Origin of the sequence: Mycobacteroides abscessus ATCC 19977 (assembly GCF_000069185.1) — a bacterium.
In the GTDB taxonomy this organism is placed as follows: domain Bacteria; phylum Actinomycetota; class Actinomycetes; order Mycobacteriales; family Mycobacteriaceae; genus Mycobacterium; species Mycobacterium abscessus.
In genome coordinates, this window is record NC_010397.1 from 3585548 (window position 1) to 3604990 (window position 19443).

At 63.2% G+C, this 19443-nt stretch carries 21 protein-coding genes and 1 pseudogene; 12 read left to right on the forward strand and 10 right to left on the reverse strand.

What is annotated here, in order from left to right; translation table 11 throughout:
- Positions 1-71: 71 nt before the first annotated feature.
- Positions 72-1562: a sensor histidine kinase gene (locus tag MAB_RS17965; protein ID WP_005056342.1), complete on the reverse strand. Its 1491-nt coding sequence runs from the start codon at positions 1560-1562 to the stop codon at positions 72-74.
- An 11-nt stretch (positions 1563-1573) separates the two neighbouring features.
- Positions 1574-1792: a biotin/lipoyl-binding carrier protein gene (locus MAB_RS17970; RefSeq protein ID WP_005056341.1), complete on the reverse strand. Its 219-nt coding sequence runs from the start codon at positions 1790-1792 to the stop codon at positions 1574-1576.
- Between MAB_RS17970 and MAB_RS25220 the strand changes: the two genes are divergently transcribed.
- A complete protein-coding gene (locus MAB_RS25220; RefSeq protein WP_005133177.1) occupies positions 1775-1966 on the forward strand; it encodes a hypothetical protein in 192 nt (63 codons plus the stop codon). The genes MAB_RS17970 and MAB_RS25220 overlap by 18 nt on opposite strands.
- A gap of 17 nt (positions 1967-1983) precedes the next feature.
- Positions 1984-2058 carry a 50S ribosomal protein bL37 gene (locus tag MAB_RS25495; RefSeq protein WP_085988129.1) on the forward strand — a complete coding sequence of 25 codons (75 nt, stop codon included), beginning with the start codon at positions 1984-1986 and terminating at the stop codon, positions 2056-2058.
- Here MAB_RS25495 and rsrA read toward each other — a convergent pair.
- Positions 2059-2310: pseudogene (rsrA, locus tag MAB_RS17975) on the reverse strand (mycothiol system anti-sigma-R factor); the annotation flags it as partial.
- A 53-nt stretch (positions 2311-2363) separates the two neighbouring features.
- Entirely contained in the window at positions 2364-3071 is a 708-nt protein-coding gene (locus MAB_RS17980; protein ID WP_005056338.1) for a sigma-70 family RNA polymerase sigma factor, read from the reverse strand.
- A 149-nt stretch (positions 3072-3220) separates the two neighbouring features.
- Here MAB_RS17980 and MAB_RS17985 point away from each other — a divergent pair, with 149 nt between their 5' ends.
- The gene (locus MAB_RS17985; protein WP_005080961.1) at positions 3221-3727 is read left to right on the forward strand and encodes an aminoacyl-tRNA deacylase; all 507 of its coding nucleotides are present in this window, start codon (positions 3221-3223) and stop codon (positions 3725-3727) included.
- On the opposite strand, the gene MAB_RS17990 is transcribed toward MAB_RS17985, so the two are convergent.
- A complete protein-coding gene (locus MAB_RS17990) occupies positions 3714-4469 on the reverse strand; it encodes an SOS response-associated peptidase (protein WP_005098388.1) in 756 nt (251 codons plus the stop codon). The genes MAB_RS17985 and MAB_RS17990 overlap by 14 nt on opposite strands.
- A gap of 58 nt (positions 4470-4527) precedes the next feature.
- Here MAB_RS17990 and aroA point away from each other — a divergent pair, with 58 nt between their 5' ends.
- Entirely contained in the window at positions 4528-5823 is a 1296-nt protein-coding gene (gene aroA / locus MAB_RS17995) for a 3-phosphoshikimate 1-carboxyvinyltransferase (RefSeq protein WP_005094298.1), read from the forward strand.
- Complete coding sequence (gene rsgA, locus MAB_RS18000; protein ID WP_005088496.1) at positions 5820-6800, forward strand: ribosome small subunit-dependent GTPase A; 981 nt, start codon at positions 5820-5822, stop codon at positions 6798-6800. Before aroA ends, rsgA begins: the two co-directional genes overlap by 4 nt.
- A gap of 649 nt (positions 6801-7449) precedes the next feature.
- Here rsgA and MAB_RS18005 read toward each other — a convergent pair.
- From MAB_RS18005 to MAB_RS18020, 4 genes are all read right to left on the reverse strand, one after another.
- The gene (locus tag MAB_RS18005; protein WP_005080953.1) at positions 7450-8673 is read right to left on the reverse strand and encodes a fatty acid desaturase family protein; all 1224 of its coding nucleotides are present in this window, start codon (positions 8671-8673) and stop codon (positions 7450-7452) included.
- Positions 8674-8747: 74 nt separating this feature from the next.
- Complete coding sequence (locus MAB_RS18010; protein ID WP_005080950.1) at positions 8748-9920, reverse strand: ferredoxin reductase; 1173 nt, start codon at positions 9918-9920, stop codon at positions 8748-8750.
- Positions 9921-10022: 102 nt separating this feature from the next.
- The gene (locus MAB_RS18015) at positions 10023-10523 is read right to left on the reverse strand and encodes a DUF6912 family protein (RefSeq protein WP_005080948.1); all 501 of its coding nucleotides are present in this window, start codon (positions 10521-10523) and stop codon (positions 10023-10025) included.
- A 5-nt stretch (positions 10524-10528) separates the two neighbouring features.
- A complete protein-coding gene (locus MAB_RS18020) occupies positions 10529-11938 on the reverse strand; it encodes a WS/DGAT/MGAT family O-acyltransferase (RefSeq protein ID WP_005080946.1) in 1410 nt (469 codons plus the stop codon).
- 161 nt (positions 11939-12099) lie between these two features.
- On the opposite strand from MAB_RS18020, the gene MAB_RS18025 reads away from it, so the two are divergent.
- From MAB_RS18025 to MAB_RS18055, 7 genes are all read left to right on the forward strand, one after another.
- Positions 12100-12570 carry an Rv3235 family protein gene (locus tag MAB_RS18025; RefSeq protein WP_005111879.1) on the forward strand — a complete coding sequence of 157 codons (471 nt, stop codon included), beginning with the start codon at positions 12100-12102 and terminating at the stop codon, positions 12568-12570.
- 176 nt (positions 12571-12746) lie between these two features.
- Positions 12747-14006, forward strand: a complete 1260-nt coding sequence (locus tag MAB_RS18030) for a beta/alpha barrel domain-containing protein (RefSeq protein WP_005080942.1) — start codon at positions 12747-12749, stop codon at positions 14004-14006.
- Between the two features lie 2 nt (positions 14007-14008).
- Positions 14009-14953 (forward strand): ketopantoate reductase family protein, encoded by a 945-nt coding sequence (locus tag MAB_RS18035; RefSeq protein ID WP_005123014.1) that lies wholly within the window; start codon positions 14009-14011, stop codon positions 14951-14953.
- Positions 14950-16353, forward strand: coding sequence for an MFS transporter (locus MAB_RS18040; protein WP_005111885.1), 1404 nt, complete (start codon positions 14950-14952; stop codon positions 16351-16353). The genes MAB_RS18035 and MAB_RS18040 overlap by 4 nt, the downstream gene beginning before the upstream one ends.
- Positions 16354-16362: 9 nt before the next feature.
- The gene (locus MAB_RS18045) at positions 16363-17268 is read left to right on the forward strand and encodes an alpha/beta fold hydrolase (protein ID WP_005080937.1); all 906 of its coding nucleotides are present in this window, start codon (positions 16363-16365) and stop codon (positions 17266-17268) included.
- Entirely contained in the window at positions 17265-17789 is a 525-nt protein-coding gene (locus tag MAB_RS18050; RefSeq protein WP_005080935.1) for a hypothetical protein, read from the forward strand. The genes MAB_RS18045 and MAB_RS18050 overlap by 4 nt, the downstream gene beginning before the upstream one ends.
- Positions 17776-18894: a hypothetical protein gene (locus tag MAB_RS18055; protein WP_005111889.1), complete on the forward strand. Its 1119-nt coding sequence runs from the start codon at positions 17776-17778 to the stop codon at positions 18892-18894. The genes MAB_RS18050 and MAB_RS18055 overlap by 14 nt, the downstream gene beginning before the upstream one ends.
- On the opposite strand, the gene MAB_RS18060 is transcribed toward MAB_RS18055, so the two are convergent.
- Complete coding sequence (locus MAB_RS18060) at positions 18865-19299, reverse strand: transcriptional regulator (protein ID WP_005080930.1); 435 nt, start codon at positions 19297-19299, stop codon at positions 18865-18867. The genes MAB_RS18055 and MAB_RS18060 overlap by 30 nt on opposite strands.
- Positions 19300-19443: the final 144 nt, after the last annotated feature.

Here is a 19443-nt window from a genome sequence, read left to right on the forward strand (position 1 = left end):
GCAGCACCTGAGAACCCGGCACAGTTTGGTGCCGGGTTCTTTGCTGCGCAAGGGCTTTCGGTCGACGTTGACTAGGCCATCAGCCGGGCGCGTCGGCCCAGGGGAACCCGCAATACCGCGTTTGTTCCGCCCTCGGGATCGCTACGCATGTCCAGCGATCCATCGATCTCGGCCGACACCAGCGTCCGGACAATCTGCAGTCCCAATCGATCCGAGGTCTCCACGCTGAATCCCTCGGGCAATCCCCGCCCATCGTCGTGTACCACGACGTCGAGCCAGCGTGCCGACCGCTCGGCCCTGATGACCACTTGACCTTGAGCGCCCTCGTCGAAGGCGTGCTCGATGGCGTTTTGCACCAGCTCGGTGATCACCATGATCAGCGGTGTGGCCCGGTCCGAGTCGAGCACACCCAGCGCGCCCTCCCGTGACACACGCACCTTGGTGTCGACGGTAGCGACGTCCGTCATGATCGGCATGATCCGGTCGATCACCTCATCGAGGTTTACTTCCTCATCCACCGACATCGACAACGCGTCGTGAACCAGCGCGATGGAAGACACCCGGCGAACCGATTCGAAAAGTGCTTCGCGGGCTTCGTCATTGGGTGTGCGGCGCGCCTGTAGGCGTAGCAGCGCAGCCACCGTCTGCAGGTTGTTCTTCACCCGGTGGTGGATCTCACGGATCGTGGCGTCCTTGGACAACAGTGCCCGGTCGCGACGCTTGACCTCGGTCACGTCGCGGGTGAGCAGTAATGCCCCCTCCGACGCACCGCGCGCGATGAGCGGCAGCGTGCGGATCAACACCGCGGCACCGCCCGCATCGACCTCCATACGCATGCTGGGACCGCCTGCGAGCACATCACGAATGTGCGCCGCCAGCTCCTGGCCCTCAAAGGGGTCAGAAATCAGCGGTTTCGTGACGTCCATCAGATTGTGGCCCTGCAGATCGCTGGCCAAACCCATGCGGTGATAGGCCGACAATGCGTTGGGGCTGGCGTATTTGACTCCGCCGGAGACGTCGAGACGTATGAACCCGTCCCCAACGCGCGGACTGGACCGGGACATCGCCTGGTCTGCGACGTTCGGGAAGGTGCCCTCCGTGAGCATCAGCAGCAGATCGCCGGCACATTCCAGATAGGCGCGCTCGAGCGTGCCTTTCTTGAGCCTGGAGGCCAGGGCGGTTTGGTGAGTCAGCACCGCGACTGTCCGGTCGCCACAGCGCACCGGAACCGCCTCTACGTTCAGCTCGGAAGCGTGCTCGGTCAGGTCCGAGTCGCTCTCGCGCTCGATGGCACCAGAGGCAAACGCCGCCTCCACCAGGGGTACGTCGGCGATCTTGGCGATGGTGCCGACAGCGTCATTATCGATGATGGTCGGCGCGGTATTGGGTCGGCACTGAGCCACGCAGACGAAGGCATCGTCGTCGCGGTGCACCCACATCAGGTAGTCGGCGAAAGAGAGATCGGCCAACAATTGCCACTCGGCGACCACGGCGTGCAGGTGATCGACGGCATCACCGGGCAGCATGGTGTGCTCGGCAAGCAGATCACCGAGAGTCGACATACGGTCGCGATCTAGTCGTCGATGACGGCGATCAAATCGCCGGCCTGGATCACGTCGCCCACCGAAACGCTGACGTCTCCGATGGTTCCCGCCACCTCGGCCAGCACCGGAATCTCCATCTTCATGGACTCCAGCAGGACAATGGTGTCGCCTTCAGCGATCGCGTCACCCTTCTTGACGAGCACTTCCAGCACGCTGGCCACGATCTCGGCGTGTACTTCCTCGGCCACCTGCGCGCCACCTCGCTCTCGTCAACATCCGGTTACCGGTCCCCAGTATCGAACCACACCTACGGCATCCACGCTTTCAACCACCCGTACCGGCATGAGAGACTGGATACACACACCGGCGCGCATCACGCGCAGCTGGCTTGTCAGCCGGGTCCGGACCCGGAACCCATTTGATCACTAAGGAGATTCCCATGGCCAAGCGTGGTCGTAAGAAGCGCAGCCGCAAGCACAACGCCGCCAACCACGGCAAGCGTCCCAACAGCTAGCTAGGAGTTCTCGGCCCGCTGCTGGATAACAGTGGTCTGGCTGATCTTCAACTTAAGACGCTCACGTAGCCCGTCAGGTGCCTTTTCTCCACCGCACTTGCGGGCTACGAGTGTTTTGATCTGCTCTTCAATGCCGTAGTGCTGCAGGCAGCCCGGGCACTCTTCCAGATGATGCCTCAACCGCGCACTGCTTTCGGGGCTGCATTCACCGTCGAGGAGGGTCCACACTTCCGCGATCACCTCAGCGCAACCCGATACCTCGCAGTTGCCACTCTTGTCGACACTCTTCTTGAGTTCACCGTCGGTCATGCCCGGCCCTCCGCCAACTCATTGTTGCGCAGGAATCCGCGGTCCTTGGCCACTTCAGACAGCAAGTCGCGCAGCTGACGACGGCCGCGGTGCAACCGCGACATAACAGTGCCGATCGGGGTGTCCATGATCTCGGCGATCTCCTTATAGGGGAAGCCTTCGACGTCCGCGTAGTACACGGCCATCCGGAATTCTTCCGGCAGCTTATTCAACGCTTCCTTGATTTCGTCGTCAGGTAACCCGTCAAGGGCTTCGATCTCGGCCGACCGCAGCCCCGTGGAGGTGTGCTCGGCGTTCGCCGCCAGCTGCCAGTCAGTGATTTCCTCGGTCGGATACTCCGCTGGCTGACGCTGCTTCTTGCGATAAATATTGATGTACGTATTGGTCAGAATCCGGTACAGCCACGCCTTGAGGTTGGTGCCCTCTTTGAAGGTCCCGAACCCGGCATATGCCTTGACCATCGTCTCTTGCACCAGGTCCTCGGCGTCCGCGGGATTTCTGGTCATCCGCAAGGCAGCGCCGTAGAGCTGGTCCAGCAGCGGTAACGCATCACGTTCGAACCGCGCGACCCGCTCGGCCTCGGTTTCGACGTGAACCAGACCCGGGAGTTCTGCAGCGCTGTCCATGCTTGTCACGGCGGTCCTTTCGGTAGCGACACCGACCATACGGATCGGCACCGACATCGGACGTTCGAGGCACGCCATTGTCACCTGCTATACCCCTTCCGTGTTGAGGACCACAGTCCGCACACCGCGGACAGACTTCTCAACACCGACGCATGCCGGGGTATTTCCCAAAGTATCTCGACTGTCAACCGGAAATTCAGTGGACCCGGGGCGTTACTGTGCCTCTCGTGGGTTCCAAGGCCGTCAAAGCTGCTACTCCGGCCGTCGCCGCGCTGATCGCGGGAGGCGCCGAATACGAACTACTGCCCTACGAGCACCGTGCCGGGGAACACGCGTTCGGCGAGGAAGCGGTGCGCGCGCTGGCGGGCTCCGGCCTGGTTCCCGAGCAGATCTTCAAGACCTTGCTGATCTCGTTGGATCGCGGATCAGATCTAGCCGTCGCGGTCATTCCGGTGCCCGCCACACTCTCGCTCAAGGCCGCCGCGGCTGCGCTGGGTCGTGCGAAGGCGACAATGGCCGACCCCGCGGCCGCAGAACGCAGCTCCGGCTACGTGGTCGGTGGGATCTCTCCGCTCGGGCAACGCAAGCAGCTTCCCACCGTGATCGATGCCTCGGCACTGACCTGGGAGCGCATTCTGTGCAGCGCGGGAAAGCGCGGCCTACAGATGGCGCTGGCCCCGGAAGATCTGGTCCGGCTCACCGGCGCGGTGACGGCGCCCGTCATAGCAGGGTGATCTGCTCCCCCACCGCCGCAGCTCCATCATCCGGAACGAGCAGCTCCGGCCCGTTGTTCGCAACGCTGTTGACCAGCGACGACACCCGGCGAGTTTCGATGCCGGCCGCGCTGCCCGGGGCCCGCAGCAGACCCGGATCCAGCTCGCGGTCGGGGTCCAACCAGCTGTCCCACGAGTCGGCACCGAGCATCAACGGCATCCGATCGTGAATCTCCCGCAGCGGGCCGACCGCGTCGGTCGTGACGATCGTGCAGCTCAGCAGCGGTACAGCACCTTTAGCAGGCTTCCATACCGACCACAGCCCCGCCGCGAACAACCGTTTCCCCTCGCCGGCATTCATATAAAAGGCCGTCTTGGCACCTTCCTGCTTGCGCCACTCGTACCAGCCGTCCATCGGCACGAGACACCGCTTGGACTGGGCCGCCGCGCGGAAGGTCGCGGCGGTGGTGAGGGTTTCCGCCCTGGCGTTGATCAGCGGAGCACCCTTGGACTCCGGTCGGCCGTCCTGACGTGCCGTGGCCCAGTTGGGCACCAAACCCCAGCGCATAGCGCGGATCCTGCGTGTGGGGACGTCACCGGGCTGGTGGTGCCGCGCCACCACGGCCAGCACCGGGTCGGTGGGAGCGACATTGTAGTTAGGGATGGTGGGCGACTGCACGGCGCTGGTCGCGGTTTCGTCTACCGCGTCGATCTCCGCGGCGAGCAGCGCCGGGTCGATTGTCACCGCGTACCGTCCGCACATATCGCCATGGTGCCACCCGGGGCTGACAGCGAAACCGCCCGTCCGGGACAATAGGGCGGTGACGAGCGGACTGTGGCAGGCACCGACGATCGATGGTTCCATCTGCGCGACCATCACCATGCCCGGCTCAAAATCTCAGACCAATCGGGCGCTCGTGCTTGCCGCCCTGGCTGCGCGTGAGGGCGGCACCTCCACGGTCTCCGGCGCATTGCGCAGCCGCGATACCGATCTCATGATCCGCGCACTGCGCTCACTCGGGTTTGACATCATCGGCGACGGCACCGACCTCACGGTCTCCCCGGGAGCCGGAGACGATGACGCATCCACGGTTGACTGCGGGCTCGCCGGAACGGTGCTGCGGTTCCTGCCACCGGTGGCCGCACTTCGCCACGCCCCCACTGTCTTTGACGGCGACGAACAGGCACGCGCCCGGCCCATCGCTCCGCTGTTGGACGCATTGCGGTCAACCGGAGTGGGCATCGACGGGCAACATCTGCCATTCACCGTCACCGGTACCGGCCAGGTACAAGGCGGCGAGGTGGGCGTCGATGCTTCCGGCTCCTCCCAATTCGTCTCTGGTCTTCTACTTTCCGGTGCCGCGTTCAGCGCCGGTCTGACCGCCATGAACACCGCGGACGTACTGCCTTCGGGTCCGCATGTGGTCATGACGGTGACAATGCTGCGCGAGGCGGGAATCGCGGTGGACGATTCAGTGCCCGGGCGCTGGCGTATCGATCCGCAGCCGATTCCGGCGCACCAGTGGGTGATCGAACCCGACTTGTCGAATGCGTTGGCCTTCATCGCGCCGGCACTGGCTACCGGCGGCACCGTGCGCATCACCGGCTGGCCGCGGCAGTCCACCCAGCCTGCACGCCAAATCGAAGATGTAGTGCGCCAATTCGCACAAACCGTCTCATTGACCGACACTCATCTGGAGGTGACGGGCCAGAGCGGCTATGGCGGTGTCGACCTGGACCTCAGCGAGGTCGGCGAGCTCACCCCCACCGTTGCGGCGCTGTCCGCTCTCGCCGAGTCCGGGGCCGTCTCCACGTTGCGTGGGATCGCGCATCTACGTGGGCACGAGACCGATCGACTCAAAGCCCTCGCCCACGAGATAAATGCTCTCGGCGGGCGCTGCGAAGAGACCCAGGACGGATTGCGAATCGTCGCCACCGACCTGCGCGGCGGCGTTTGGGGATCGTATGCCGATCACCGGATGGCCACCGCTGGAGCACTTGTCGGGCTGAAGGTGCCAGGAGTTTCTGTCGACGACATCGCCACCACCAGCAAGACACTGCCGGACTTCCCCGGAATGTGGGCCGACATGATCGCGCAGTCAGAGCGCGCCTCTTGAGCCCACGCGAGTACGACGAGTCCGACGCCCGCATCCGTCCGGGTCGGCGCTCGCGGCCTCGCACCAAAATCCGGCCGGATCATGCCGATGCGGCGCCCGCGATGGTGGTCACCGTGGACCGCGGACGCTGGGGATGTGTACTCCACGATGACCCTGCCCAACAGGTCACCGCGATGCGAGCGCGCGAGCTCGGCCGTACCCCGATTGTGGTGGGCGATACTGTCAGCCTGGTGGGCGATCTTTCCGGGCGCCCCGACACCCTGGCACGCATCGTCCGGCTGGAGGAACGGCGAACAGTGTTGCGCCGCACCGCCGATGACACCGATCCGTTCGAGCGGATCTTCGTGGCCAATGCCGATCAATTGCTCATCGTGGTGGCGGTCGCCGACCCCCCGCCGCGCACTGGCCTGGTGGAACGCGCACTGATCGCCGCCTATGCCGGCGGCCTCACTCCCATCCTGGCGCTCACCAAAACCGATCTGGCAGATCCTGATTCATTCGCGGCGCAATTCGCAGACCTCAACATACGGGTCATCGGGGCGGGACGCGATGAACCACTCGCACCCATCATCGAGGTGCTGACGGGTCGCCTCACCGCGCTGCTCGGCCACTCCGGGGTCGGCAAGTCGACCTTGGTGAACCGTCTTGTTCCCGAGGCTGGTCGTGCGACCGGCGAGGTGACGGGAGTCGGTAAGGGCCGTCACACCTCCACCCAATCGGTGGCGCTGCCGCTGTACCCGTCGGGCTGGGTCATCGATACCCCCGGCATCCGATCCTTTGGCCTGGCCCACATCCGGCCCGACGACGTCCTAGCCGCATTCAGCGACCTGTCCGAGGCCATCGAAGACTGCCCGCGCGGCTGTCAGCACCTCGGCCCACCTGCCGACCCCGAATGCGCCCTCGATGAGTTGGAGGGAGCATCGGCCAAACGGGTAACCGCTGTTCGCCAGTTACTTTCTGTGTTAACAACGGCCTAACTCTTGGTTGCGGGGGCCCTCTCGAATCGCGCTATCAGCATCCGCCGATTAGCGTTTCCACCAGTGGCTGCGACGGAGACAGCCAATGAGGGTCAGGGGTTAACAGATGACGAGCTACGTTCGTAGAATCGCCAGTGTGGCAGCCGTTTTCGCCTGCGGTGTCGCCGCTTGGGCCACCATGTGGATCTCCGTATCCGGCCGCGGATAAATCCCGGCCGCTACCGAACGTAAAGGGTGCCCCCGCCGAAGTCGGCGGGGGCACCCTTTACGTCGAGATGACATATAGGCACACCAGTCCTGGGCAGATAGGTCTTCGAATGTCCTTTCACCGCACCAGTCGGCCGACCGAGGGACTGCAGTTCTGCATACCGTTCGATGTCTTTGGCGCGCTAGGCGGAATCGGTCCAGTGTTGCGCCCCATCGAATTCGACACCGACCGCCGGAACTCGCAGCGTGTGACGTGCCCAGCGGCTAGCGCTTCGCGCGCAAGAAACAGCCCTCCATGCGCGCAGCCTGACATAGGTCACTGACCTGGCTCGCCCACACCCACGGGGCGAGATGACATCTAGAGACGCGTTTCCCGAGAAGCGCTGTACTTAAATGTCCTCTCGCGGCCGGCGATTTAGACCTTTAGACCGCGACCGATGGTTTAGACCTTGTGACGGGCCTTGCGCCGCGCCCGCACCGCGGCGAACGCGGACTTCAGCCCGCGCCGCTCGTGCGGTTCCAACTCGTCGAACATCTTGACGCTGCGCGTCTCCTGCGCGTTGTCGGCCGTGTATGTCAGGTACTTGTCCGGCAGCGACAACTTGGCGATGGTTCGCCATGCCTTCGCGTATTGCACCAGGAATGGACCCGAGGTGTACGGCAGGTCGTACTTGTCGCACAGCTCACGCACCCGCACCGATACCGCCGACAGCCGGTTGCTCGGCAGATCCGGGAACAGGTGATGCTCGATCTGATGGCACAGATTGCCACTCATGAAGGCCATCGCGGGGCCCGCGTCAAAGTTGGCACTGCCCAGCATCTGTCGCAGGTACCACTGTCCTTGCGTCTCGTTCTCCAGGTCCTGCTTCGTGAACTTCTCGGCACCGTCCGGGAAGTGACCGCAGAAGATGACCGCGTTGGACCAGATGTTGCGAATGACATTGGCCAGCAGGTTGGCGGTGACCGTCTTGCGGTAGCTGCCCGCGGGCGAGAGCGCGCTGAGCGCCGGGAAGGCCACGTAGTCCTTGGCGACCTGCTTGCCCATCTTGGTCAATGCCGCCTGACGCTTGACCCGGAATTCTTCCTTGTCGGCCCGCCCCTGCGCCACCTTTCCCAGCTCCAGATGCTGTGTGCCAACACCCCATTCGAAGAGCAGCATCAGCAGCGTGTTGTAGAGCAGGTTGCCCAGGTTGAATGGCTTCCACTTCTTGTCGCGTGTGACGCGCAGCAGCCCGTAGCCCACATCGTCGTCCATGCCGAGCACGTTGGTGTATTTGTGGTGGATGTAGTTGTGAGTCTGCTTCCAGTGCTCGGCCGGATCCACCATGTCCCACTCCCAGCTGGAGGAGTGAATCTCGGGATCGTTCATCCAATCCCACTGGCCGTGCATGACGTTGTGGCCGATCTCCATGTTCTCGACGATCTTGGCCACACCGAGCGTCACCGCGCCCGCCCACCAGGCGGAGCGCTTCTTGCTCGCCGCCAGCAGGATGCGGCCGGTGAGCTCCAGTGTGCGCTGGGCAGCGATGGTGCGACGGATATAGCGGGCGTCGGCAGCGCCGAGCGATTCCTCGACATCCCGACGGATCGCGTCCAACTCGTGCCCGAGCGCCTCAACATCAGCCTCGGTGAGGTGCGCGAATTCCTGGATATCCGAAATCGCCATCCGTGAGCTCCCTTCGCCGGTTCGTGCCTACGATAGCGTAACTTACGGGACCGTAGGTTACTAGGCCGTTAACCTCACACGTCGAGAACGCAATCCCCCGATGCCGCGGAGACGCAGGTCTGAATGCGCGTTCCCGGCTCGTATTCGGCACCCGTTCGCAGGTCACGGGCATGCCCCTGCACCAGCGACACCACGCAGGTCTGACAGATTCCCATGCGGCAGCCGAACGGCATCTGCACTCCGGCCTCTTCCCCCGCCTCCATCAGCGAGGTCGCCGCGTCGGCCGCGCGCTGCTTACCGCTGCGCGCGAACGTGACCAGCCCACCCTGCCCGTGCGGCGCAGCCCGCGACACCGCGAATCGCTCCAGATGCAGCAGCTCGGCAAGACCGGCGTCCGCCCACGTCCGCTGCGCGTCGTCGAGCATGCCCTCGGGCCCGCACGCCCACGTTTGGCGCCGCGCCCAGTCGGGGACCTCGGCGGCCAGCGACGAAAAGTCCAGGCGTCCCTGAGTTTTCGTGGTCCGTAGCCGGTAGTGATACGAAGGGTGGGCCTCGGAGAACGCCGCGAGCTCCCCGGCGAACATCACGTCCCCGGCCGTGGGTGCCGAGTGCAGGTGCACCACATCAGGCAGCGGCAAGCCCGCCGCGGCCGAGCGCCGCACCAAGGTACGCAGCATCGACATGATCGGGGTGATGCCGCTTCCCGCGGTGAGGAACAGGATCGCGGGCGGTGCCGGATCGTCGAGCACGAAGTTTCCCTGCGGGGCGGCGAGGCGCACGATCGTGCCCGGCTCCAGGCCGTTGACCAGGTGGGTCGAGAGGAATCCTTCGGGCATCGCCTTGACGGTGATGGTGATGGTGCGCGCCGAACCTCCGGCATGCAGGGCCCGGCGTTCTTCGCGCGAGCCGCTCATCGCCGGCGCTGACGTCAGCGAGTAGGAGCGCCAGCGCCAGCGGCCATCGATCAGCACGCCGATGCCGACGTACTGACCGGGGTGGTAGTCGAAATGAAAGCCCCAGCCCGGCTTGATTTCCAGGGTGGCGGAGTCGCTGGTCTCCTTGCGCACGCTGACCACCCGCCCCCGCAGCTCCCGGGCCGACCAGAGCGGATTGGCCAGACTCAGGTAGTCGTCCGGCAGCAGCGGCGTGGTGATACGGGAAGCCAAGCCGCGCAAGATGTTTACCGCCGCATGGCGTGACTTGGGTGCGCCCGGCGCGGACGCGTCGAGCCAGGAAGCCAGTTTCACAGCCGATGACCTTCCATTGATGAAGCAGGCGCTCACGGTGGCGCAACCTACGCTACCGTAGGTTACCGGCCGGGAACAGACCAATTGGCCATGCCGGCCCGCCTACAGCAGATCAAGCAGGAACGGTAGTTCTTGCGTCGCGTACCAGGCCAGATCGTGGTCCTGTGCGTCGCCGACGACCAGCTCGGCATCCTCGTCACCCAGGTCCGCGGCATCGATCACCCCGGCCGCCCGCACCACGTCCGGCTCGGCCTGAGCCAGGTCGATATGCGCGGCCACCACCGCCGACATCGGTATCGCGCCCGGCAGCCGCACCACGGCGTCATCCAGATCGGGGCGCAGCTTCGCCTCCTCGGCGTCGGCAACCAGCACCGCCCGCCGGGCCGGCAGCCCGTCGTCGCCGTCCTCGGTAGCCAGCAGCCGCAGCGAGGCCAGGGCGGCCTCGCGCATCGCGACCTCGGACAGCTCGTCCTCATCGCCCGCGGAATAGGCCTCACGCAGTGCCGGCGTCACCGCGAAGGCGGTGCCGTTCACCGGCCACAGTTCACCGTCGGCCACCAGGCCGCGCAGCATCGACAGCGTCACCGGGATGTAGACCTGCATGGGCATTACTGCGCAGCCTCCAATAATTCGTCGAGCGCCTCGGTGATCAGCAGCGGAAGCATGTCGGCATCGGGCATCGCCTCACGGTCGGCGTTGATTCCGTAGTAGACGGTGCCGTTGTACGAGGTCAGCCCGATCGACAGCACCTGGTTACGCAACAGCGGAGGCACCGGGTAGATCTCCGCCAGACGCGCGCCACCCAGATACATCGGGGCCTGCGGCCCCGGCACGTTCGTGACCAAGAGGTTGAACAAGCGGTTCGGCAGTGTGCTCGCCACACGGGCAGCCAACGCATGCAGGGTCGGCGGCACAAACCCGGAGAGCGCCGCCATGTTCGGGACATCCACCAAACTGAATGCCGCAGAATGCGATTCGGTAGCGTGGGCGATCTGCGATAGCCGCACCACGGTGTTGCCCTCACCCACGGGAAGGTCGACGAGGAATGGCGAAACCTCGGTGGTCGCGGCACCCTCGCCGCCCACATCCAGGTCGCCGTCCCGGTACACCGACATGGGCACCATGGCCCGAATGGTCGAGGCGGTGGTCACCGGCTCTCCCCTGCTCATCAACCAATTCCGCAGTGCTCCAGCGATTGTCGCCAGCACCACATCGTTGACGTCGCAGTCGTACTTGGCGCGCACCCGGCGATAATCGGCCAGCTTGGTGCTCACCACGCCGAACCGCCGACTACGTGACACACGTTGATTGAGCGGTCCTCGGGGCGCGGCACCGCGAGCCGCGGTGCGCACCACCTTGACCATGCGCTCCCCCAACTCTCCGATCTCACCGGTCAGCGACGCAACATCGGCCACCGTGTTGCGCACTGCCTCCAAACGGGCGCCGGGTCGCGCCAGCCATTCGGAGACCGCCCCAGCCACCAGCTCGCTGGTGCTCGGTTCATGTTCCGGCACCCAGATGTCCTCCCCGAAATCTGGTGTGCGCGCCGTTCTGTCGAAGATGACCTGGCCCAGGCTAAGCGCGGAATTCCCATCCACCAGCGCCTGATGCGTCTTGGTGTAGATGGCCAGCCGGTTCTTGGACAACCCCTCCACCAGATACATCTCCCACAATGGTCGCGACCGATCCAGTGGACGAGATGTCAAGCGGGCCACAAGGTCTTGCAGTTGCCCGTCGCTACCCGGGGACGGCAGGGCCGAGCGCCGAATGTGATAGGTGATATCGAAGTCGACATCATCTAGCCAGACCGGGCGCGCCAACCCGAACCCGATCTCCTTGACCTTCTGCCGATAGCGGGGCACCTGGGGAAGGCGGCTTTCCACCAGCGCCAGCAGCTCCTCATACGTGAAGCCCCCACGAGGCCTACGGATGATCGCTAGCGAGCCGACATGCATCGGCGTGGCGCTGTCCTCGCTGGAGTAAAAGGATGCGTCGAGCGCGGACAACCTGCTGACCACTATCCGCGCCGCCTTCCCCAAAGAATCTCGCCACTCGCACCCAGCGGCGCCGCTGCGCCAACATTACCTGGCGCCCAAGACGCAGGCTGTGCAATCATGATCGGCAAGGTCTGCATCTCTCCAGCAGAGCACATGAGGGGGCTCATTCACTGGAGGGGAACATGTCTCATCGCTATATCAGCCGGGTCGCCGACTATGAACCCGCGCCCGTGCTGGCCAGCCTGCCTGCGGCCTGCCAGGCGCCGCGGCCCGCGAGATTGCACCAGTCCCGGACCCGGCCGACGGGTATCGAACGTCAGACGCATCTGCGCGAACAGTCTCCACCGCCTCAGGCAGTCGCGTTCGCCGACGCCGCAATGCGCCGCGTCCTGGAAGTCATGGACCGGCGCCGGCCGATAGCGCAGCTGCGCCCATTGCTCGGCGACGGCCCGCTCAGCGCGGTGCTGGCGCGGTCATCGCGTGTTCCGGCCACCACCGCGGCTCGGCTCAGCAAGATCCGGGTGCGCCGGTGCGCGGACGACTCCGCGGAAATCTTCGGAACCTTCGAGCGCGGCGGCCGCGTCAGGGCATTCGCCGGAAGAATCCGGGCCGTTCGGGGCAACTGGCTGGTGGTTGCGTTACAGCTCGGCTGACGCCCGCACTCCACCAAGGCGCCTACGCCGCTCCCCGTCAGGAGTTGACGGATGCCACGTCGCTGCGCTTGACATCTATAACCACCCCACTTAGCGTTCGCCGTAGCGAACGGTCGTATTCATTGCCGTCAAAGTTGACGGGCAGTATCCCCAACACGTCAGTGCCGAGGAATGCCATGCTCACTTTTCCCCAAGGACATACCCCCCGTTATCGCGACTTCACCATCGACGCAATCTCTGACGAGACGATGCGCGAGGGTGGTGAACGCGCCCCCTTCGGCGCTACGGACGATCAGAAGATCCAGCTGATTCGGGCCATTACCGACGCGGGTATCACCGACATCGACGTGGGCTCAGGGATCACCGAGGCATCATTTGTCCGCGCCTTGTTGGACGCCCAGCAGCTCGAAAGCACCATCGCCCCCGACGCGACGTTCTCCTTCAATCTCACCCTCAAGACCTGGGAACCCCTGTGCGAACAGCTCGAACGAGAGCTGCCCAGCAGTTACCTGTCCGATATCTATGTGAGCATCGGAATGATCGAAATCGATTCAGAAAACCGGCTTTTTGAGCGCGTGGCCGAGAGACTGCGGTCAATTGGGGTCGGAAAGCTGCGGTCGAGTCTCCTCAATGCGTTCAGCATCACGGTCGACGAGCAGAAGTACGAGCACCTCAACACACAAATCGAGCGATGCCGCCAACAGGGCATCTCGCTTATCCGCATCAACGACTCGGTCGGCACCCTGGTGCCCGATTCCACAGCAGTGCTGGCCGCCAATCTTGTCCGGGATAACCCGGATATCACCTTCTATCTGCACGGACACAACGACCGGGGACTAGGCACCGCGAATTCTTTGACGTCGGTGTTCCACGGTTTCCAGATGATTGAGGGCGGCGTCGCCGGGGTCGGCAATCGTTCCGGACTGGCCGAAATCGAGTGTATTGCAGCAATATTCGCAGAAAACAACATTCGCGTCGCGGCAGGCACGCCGGATCTTGACGGGCTGTGCCGCGCGGCACGGTTGTCCGAGGATGTTTTCCTCACCGCCCCCGATCCCTTCAGAGCGGTGAGCGGCTTTCTAACGGAGAACGAGAATGCCGGGATCGTGAATGTTCCTGATTACCTTGGCGTTTCCCGTTCGGTCAAATACTTCCTGAACAGGATCGGCCTCTTTCCGACGTATGTCCGCCAGATACTGTCAGAAAGCGAATTTGATTCCAGCACCGTCGATGACGACTCGTTCATCGACCAGGTATATGAACGACTGGCCGCACATATGGATGCGTTGCACCTGCGTAAACGAACCGAATTCGCCCACCTGTCACGGGCCATCCAAGATTTCTACACCGAGATGGTCCGTCTCGATGACGTCCGAGACTGCGCATTGGAGGTGTTGCGAGATCGTGGGAGCGCGCACGCGAAGGTCGCGTCGTGAGAGTGCTGGTATTCGGCGCGGGGGGCGTCGGTCTGTATTTCTCGGCCGTTCTCGCGCAAGCCGGTCACCACGTGACCATTGTTGGCCGGCCGGCCACCGTGACTGCCGCCGGCCAGTCCGACTTACAGCTGACCACCAGTAGCGGGGTCTTGGCGGTGAGCGGCATTCACGTAGTCGCGGATATCGCTGAGGCTCGCATAGATCCGACCGCCGACTTGATAATCGTCGCGGTCAAGGCGTGGCAGGTCAGTGCGGCAGCGACCGCCATCGCACCATTGGTGGGAGCACACACAATCGTATTGCCGCTACAGAACGGCATCGAGGCAGCCGACGATCTCGCCAATGTTATAGGGCCGCAACATGTATTGGGCTGTTCCTGTGTGGTCATCGCGAAACGGACCAAACCGTGGGCGGTGACTTGCCTCGGTGCGCACGCGCACCTGGAAATCGGCCCGATATCGGACTCCTTTGCGGGAGAACTCACTTCCCTCGTTGCTGCACTGCACCAGGCGCACATATCTGTCACACTGTCCAGTGACATCCGCGCCACTCTCTGGCGCAAGTTCATGCTTATCTCGTCCTACGGCGGCGTCGGCGTGCTGTGCCGGCAGCCTGTCGGAGTAACCTCCACAACCCCTGAGACTGCGGCCTTGATTCGTGACGCCATGTTCGAAGTCCTCGCGGTCGGGCAGGCGCACGGCGTGGCCCTGTCACATCAAGATGTCGATTCAATGATGGCTGTTTTCCATGCATTTGATCCACTCACCACGTCGTCAATGCACCGAGACCTGTTGGAGGGCCGTCCGTCGGAACTGGAGCATCAAAGTGGTGCTGTCCTGAGATATGGTCGTGCCGTCGGAGTGACGACGCCCATCCATTGGTGTATCTACGCCTCCCAGTTGCCGGCAGAAATCGCTGCGCGCAAACCCACGGAACACGCACCGTGACAGAACAGCTTCGCGCGCAACCCTTGTCGATGATGGGCGTGGTGGGAGCCAGCATCGGAAATTTCCTCGTCGCCTTCGACGCATCTGCGATCAATGTCGCGCTGCCGACCGCGACCGAGGAACTTCACGCGACAGTCGACGTTGGCCAATGGTTTCTCGACGGCTACACCATTCCGCTCTGCGTGTTTCTGCTCGTTTCCGGCGCGATCGGGGATCGCTATGGCGCCGTCAAGGTGTATCGCTGGTCAATGCTCGCATTCCTGGCCGCTTCGGTGGCTTGCGCGGCCGCCGACACCGCAGGGACCCTGATCGTCGCGCGCATCGCGCAGGGGGTAGGCGCAAGCTTCGTGGTACCGATGACGCTTGCGATCCTGACCAAGGGGATACCCGATCCCCGCCGGCGCTCGACAATGATCGGAGCGTGGGGCGTCGTCGGGGGTATCGGAATCGCCTCCGCACCCTTGCTGAGCGGACTGATTACCGAATACGCCGGCTGGCGTTGGCTCTTCCTGATCAACGTTCCCATTTGTGCGTTCGCGCTGCGGGCGACGCGGACCATCGCCAACATTCCCGCAGACCAACCCCGCCGATTCAATCCGATTTCCCAACTCTTGTTGTGCGTATTTCTTACCTGTATTGCGAGTGTGCTCATCGAGGGCAGACGCCTTGGCTGGTCGAGTGTGTCAACTCTCGCCATGGCCGGCATCGCGGTGCTGTCCATGGCTGCCCTCTGGCAGGTCGAACGGCGGTCCGCCGAGCCGACGATCCCGCCGGCGCTGGCCCGCAATCGCTCATATCTGCTGATCGTCTGCGCAGGCAGCTTCTACCAGTTCGCCTCCTATGGCTCACTGCTGGTGCTCGCGCTCTTTCTGCAGGTACGCCATGGTCTCCGCGCCGATCACGCCGGATATATCATGTCCATCTGCTGCGTCGCTTGGCTCCTCGGCAATGTGCTTGCCGTGAAGGTGACGCCGGACAACCGTCGACAGGCGATCTTGGCGATGGCCGCGGTGGGTTGCGTCGGCGCCGTCGGCACGGCAGCACTGTCCCTCACCGAGAAGATCGTTCCCGCCATGGTGCCGACATCGTTGATCGGCGTGGCATCCGGCGTGCTCGCCTCATCGCTGAGCGCTGCCGCGATGCATGTCAGTCCGCATACCGTCTCCGGGGTGGGGTCCGCGGTACTCAACACCAGCCGGCAGAGCGGGATGGTTATCGCGATCGCGCTGCTGGGCGGTTTGTCGTTCGATCATCAACTGCTGGTGCCCATGCTCCTCGTTGCATCGGCGTTCGCCATGGTGCTCGTGACGACCGCCCTCGCCTTTCGCCCAAACCTGTTCAAACAGAGTTCGGCCCAACGCCTTCAATCTTCAGCCTGCCAATTCCCGTCGCGTGGATAGCATTTGGATATGGGTAACACTCTGACCGTTCAGACGGCGCTCCTGGACGTAGAAGTACGGCGACACGGCAACCCGGAGAACACGGACAAGCTGCCGGTTGTGCTTCTGCATGGCTGGCCGGACTCCGTCGCGACGTGGACGCACGTGATCCCGGCGCTGGCGTCAGCCGGACACCAGGTGTATGCGCCATCTGTGCGGGGCACCGGCCAAACGAAGTTCCGTTACGCCGACACACCCCGAACCGGCAGGCTCGGCGATCTGCTGCGCGACCTGTTCGCGGTGTGCGACCAGTTGAAGTTGGAACGGTTCCATCTGGTCGGCCACGACTGGGGCGCACGTACGGCCTTCGCTTGTGGAATCGTCGCACCTCACCGAATCGCGAGCCTGTCTGCGATCTCGGCGGGCTGGCACCCCGCCGGCCATGGCCCCGCCCTCTCCTCCCTCCAGGCACAGAGGTTCTGGTATCAGTGGCTGCTCAACACCCCGGCCGGAGCGGATCTGTTGCGGCGGGAGCGGCGGGAACTCGTTGAGCTGATCTGGCGCGACTGGTCGCCGAATTGGAAATTCTCCGACCAAGAGTTCGATGACACGTTCACCTCGCTACAAAGTAGCGACTGGCTTGAAGTGACACTAAGCTACTACCGGGCACGCTGGGGGTGGGGTCCGGTCATCGACGACCCGTTCGAAAAGCAGATCGCACAGGCGACAGCGATTTCGGTCCCATCCCTCGTCCTGCACGGCGATTCAGATAACTGTGTATTACCGATTGCTAGCGAAGGGATGAACCAGCACTTCCCACACGGGTTCAGCAGACTAACCACCCCGGGTGTCGGCCATTTCCCACAGCGTGAAGATCCACTATGGGTAAGCGGGGCCTTACTTCAGTGGTTTAAAGAATGGGGAAACGCTAGGTGAAATCAATTCAACATCGGGATGTCACAGAGATATGCGACGATCTCTGCCTCGCCACTATTTCCTCGGGTTCCTCGGGCGAATCCATTACGTTGGCCGACATCTTTACCACCGTGGGAGCCCGTCGTGGTCGTCCCATCGAATCGCGTGCGACCGACTTCGCGGGGACAGAGGTCTTCGGCCTGTGGCTGGCTCTGCCCCACGCCGATCTCGTGCTCTACGAACAGTCGACCTCGGTAGCGCACCAAGCCCACATCGTCCTGCATGAACTCGGACATATCGTGCTCGAGCACCGGCTGTCGCCGCCTACCTCTGGCGCGCGCTCCTTCGAGGGCGAACAGTGCCGGCTCATGCTCAGACAAGAACTACTCGAACCGCTTGAGATCCAGGCCGAGACGTTCGCACATGTTCTGGCACAACGCATGAGGATGCAATCGCCTCGCCCATCGGCAGGGCGGTCGCACCCCGCCGCCCGAAGAATCTCCGACACCCTAACCGGGGGGCGCCTCTTTGACCGCCTCTGACGATTGGCATTTCATCGGATATCAGACGGCGGCGTTGATGTTCCTGGCCGGCGGAATCTGGGTGCTCGCCCTCGTCTTGCGCCAGCGACGCAAACCCGGAACCTCTATCATCCTGAGTAGTTCGCTGATACTCGGATTTCTCTTCTATCAGGCCACTGCCCTTATCTTCATCTCGCGGGCTGCCGAGTTGGTGGCGATCGACCATGTATTCGCACTCATAACGCACCTACTTGGCGTCTTGTGGAGCTTTTCCACGATTCTTCTCGCACTCAGTTGGCTGAATCCCGAGTATGTCAGAAAAAATCTGTGGTGGCTGCTCGCAAGCTCGATGACAGCCTGCGCCATCTTGATCTCGACTTTTGTTCTGTTGTACCCGGGCCCACCGGGATACAACTATATCGTGAATATCGCGGACCAGCCTTTGGGAAAAATCTATTCGTCGACCTACGCTATATCCATCCTGGCGGCCAAAATTTTGGTCATAGTGATCACCGTTCCACAGATTCGGCGAGTCCAAAATCCGATGGTGCGTATCGGATTGGTATTAGTCGCAGGCGGCTCGTTCCTCATCGCATTATTCGCATCGATGCGCCTCACATTCGGCGTATTGCAGTCCTATCTCTCGCCGGCCAATCTCGAATTGTTACCGCTGACGGCACATGTAACGGGCGCGATCATGTACGTGATGGGTATCGCGTTGGTGCAACTGATGGTCACTGCCTGGATGCTGCTCACCGGCATAGGTAACTATTGGCGGCTTCGCCCGCTCTGCCGCGCCGGTGTCGCCGAATTCCCCGCCCTAGGCATGGTCCCGACCCTGCAGCTTCGCGACTATTGGTCAGTCGAACGGACGAACACGCAGCTCCTCGCCGTGGTTGTGCTACTCCTCGACGTCAGCGTGTTGCTGGCCCGTGCCAGCAATCAACCATCGCCCCACCCACAGGCTGAGGCCACCCTGCCCACAGGCGACCTACGTGCCGCCTATCGGGACGATCTGAAGCGAATGCTGGGAGTGGCCAGTCGCTATCGGACCTTGCGCCGCGCCCAATGTCCTTCGGACGCACTCCGCAGATCACTAGTCGATGGGCGGCAAGCCTTCCAATGACCGAACGCTGTTGATTATCTGGGCAATATGGCGCATTGACGACGCGCTGAGACCGGCCGCACGAAACCCCAACTCCGTAGCACCTGCGGCCTGTAGCGCATCGATCAGTTCCCCCCGCGCGGCAATCTCCTCGGCGCGAGCCGGTGAGTCCACAGTGAAATAGCTCGGATCCACATTGAAATACCGGGAGAACGCGCGCACCAGGTCCAGCCGGGGATCAGGCGCAACCCCATTGCGCAGTTCAGAAAGATACCCCTTGCTCAGGGTAACGCCGGTCTGGTCACGAAAGTCCGAAATGAACTGCGAAAGCGATAATTCCACCCCGGTCTTGCTGGTTCGTTCGGCGAAGAGCCGATTGAGTCGATCTGCGAACGAATCCTGATCGGCGTCATCGCCGTGTGGCATGGCCCACTCCTCAACCCATCGAAGCCCGGGGAATTAGGTACTGCGTTCATAGTAGTGCACATGCGTCTGGGATTGTGAACGACCGATCTGACCGCATTCCTAGTGCTCCCGCACCGGCGACGACAGTGCGCGGACGGTTACGGC

What these genes read in the sequence shown, in the direction of transcription:
- MAB_RS18045 (WP_005080937.1), top strand. Translation starts at nt 16,363, where the DNA reads ATGGGTAACACTCTGACCGTTCAGACGGCGCTCCTGGACGTAGAAGTA.
- MAB_RS18030 (WP_005080942.1), top strand. Translation starts at nt 12,747, where the DNA reads ATGCTCACTTTTCCCCAAGGACATACCCCCCGTTATCGCGACTTCACC.
- MAB_RS17965 (WP_005056342.1), bottom strand. Translation starts at nt 1,562, where the DNA reads ATGTCGACTCTCGGTGATCTGCTTGCCGAGCACACCATGCTGCCCGGT.
- MAB_RS18060 (WP_005080930.1), bottom strand. Translation starts at nt 19,299, where the DNA reads ATGCCACACGGCGATGACGCCGATCAGGATTCGTTCGCAGATCGACTC.
- MAB_RS17990 (WP_005098388.1), bottom strand. Translation starts at nt 4,469, where the DNA reads ATGTGCGGACGGTACGCGGTGACAATCGACCCGGCGCTGCTCGCCGCG.
- MAB_RS18025 (WP_005111879.1), top strand. Translation starts at nt 12,100, where the DNA reads ATGTCTCATCGCTATATCAGCCGGGTCGCCGACTATGAACCCGCGCCC.
- MAB_RS18005 (WP_005080953.1), bottom strand. Translation starts at nt 8,673, where the DNA reads ATGGCGATTTCGGATATCCAGGAATTCGCGCACCTCACCGAGGCTGAT.
- MAB_RS17980 (WP_005056338.1), bottom strand. Translation starts at nt 3,071, where the DNA reads ATGGCGTGCCTCGAACGTCCGATGTCGGTGCCGATCCGTATGGTCGGT.
- MAB_RS18015 (WP_005080948.1), bottom strand. Translation starts at nt 10,523, where the DNA reads ATGCAGGTCTACATCCCGGTGACGCTGTCGATGCTGCGCGGCCTGGTG.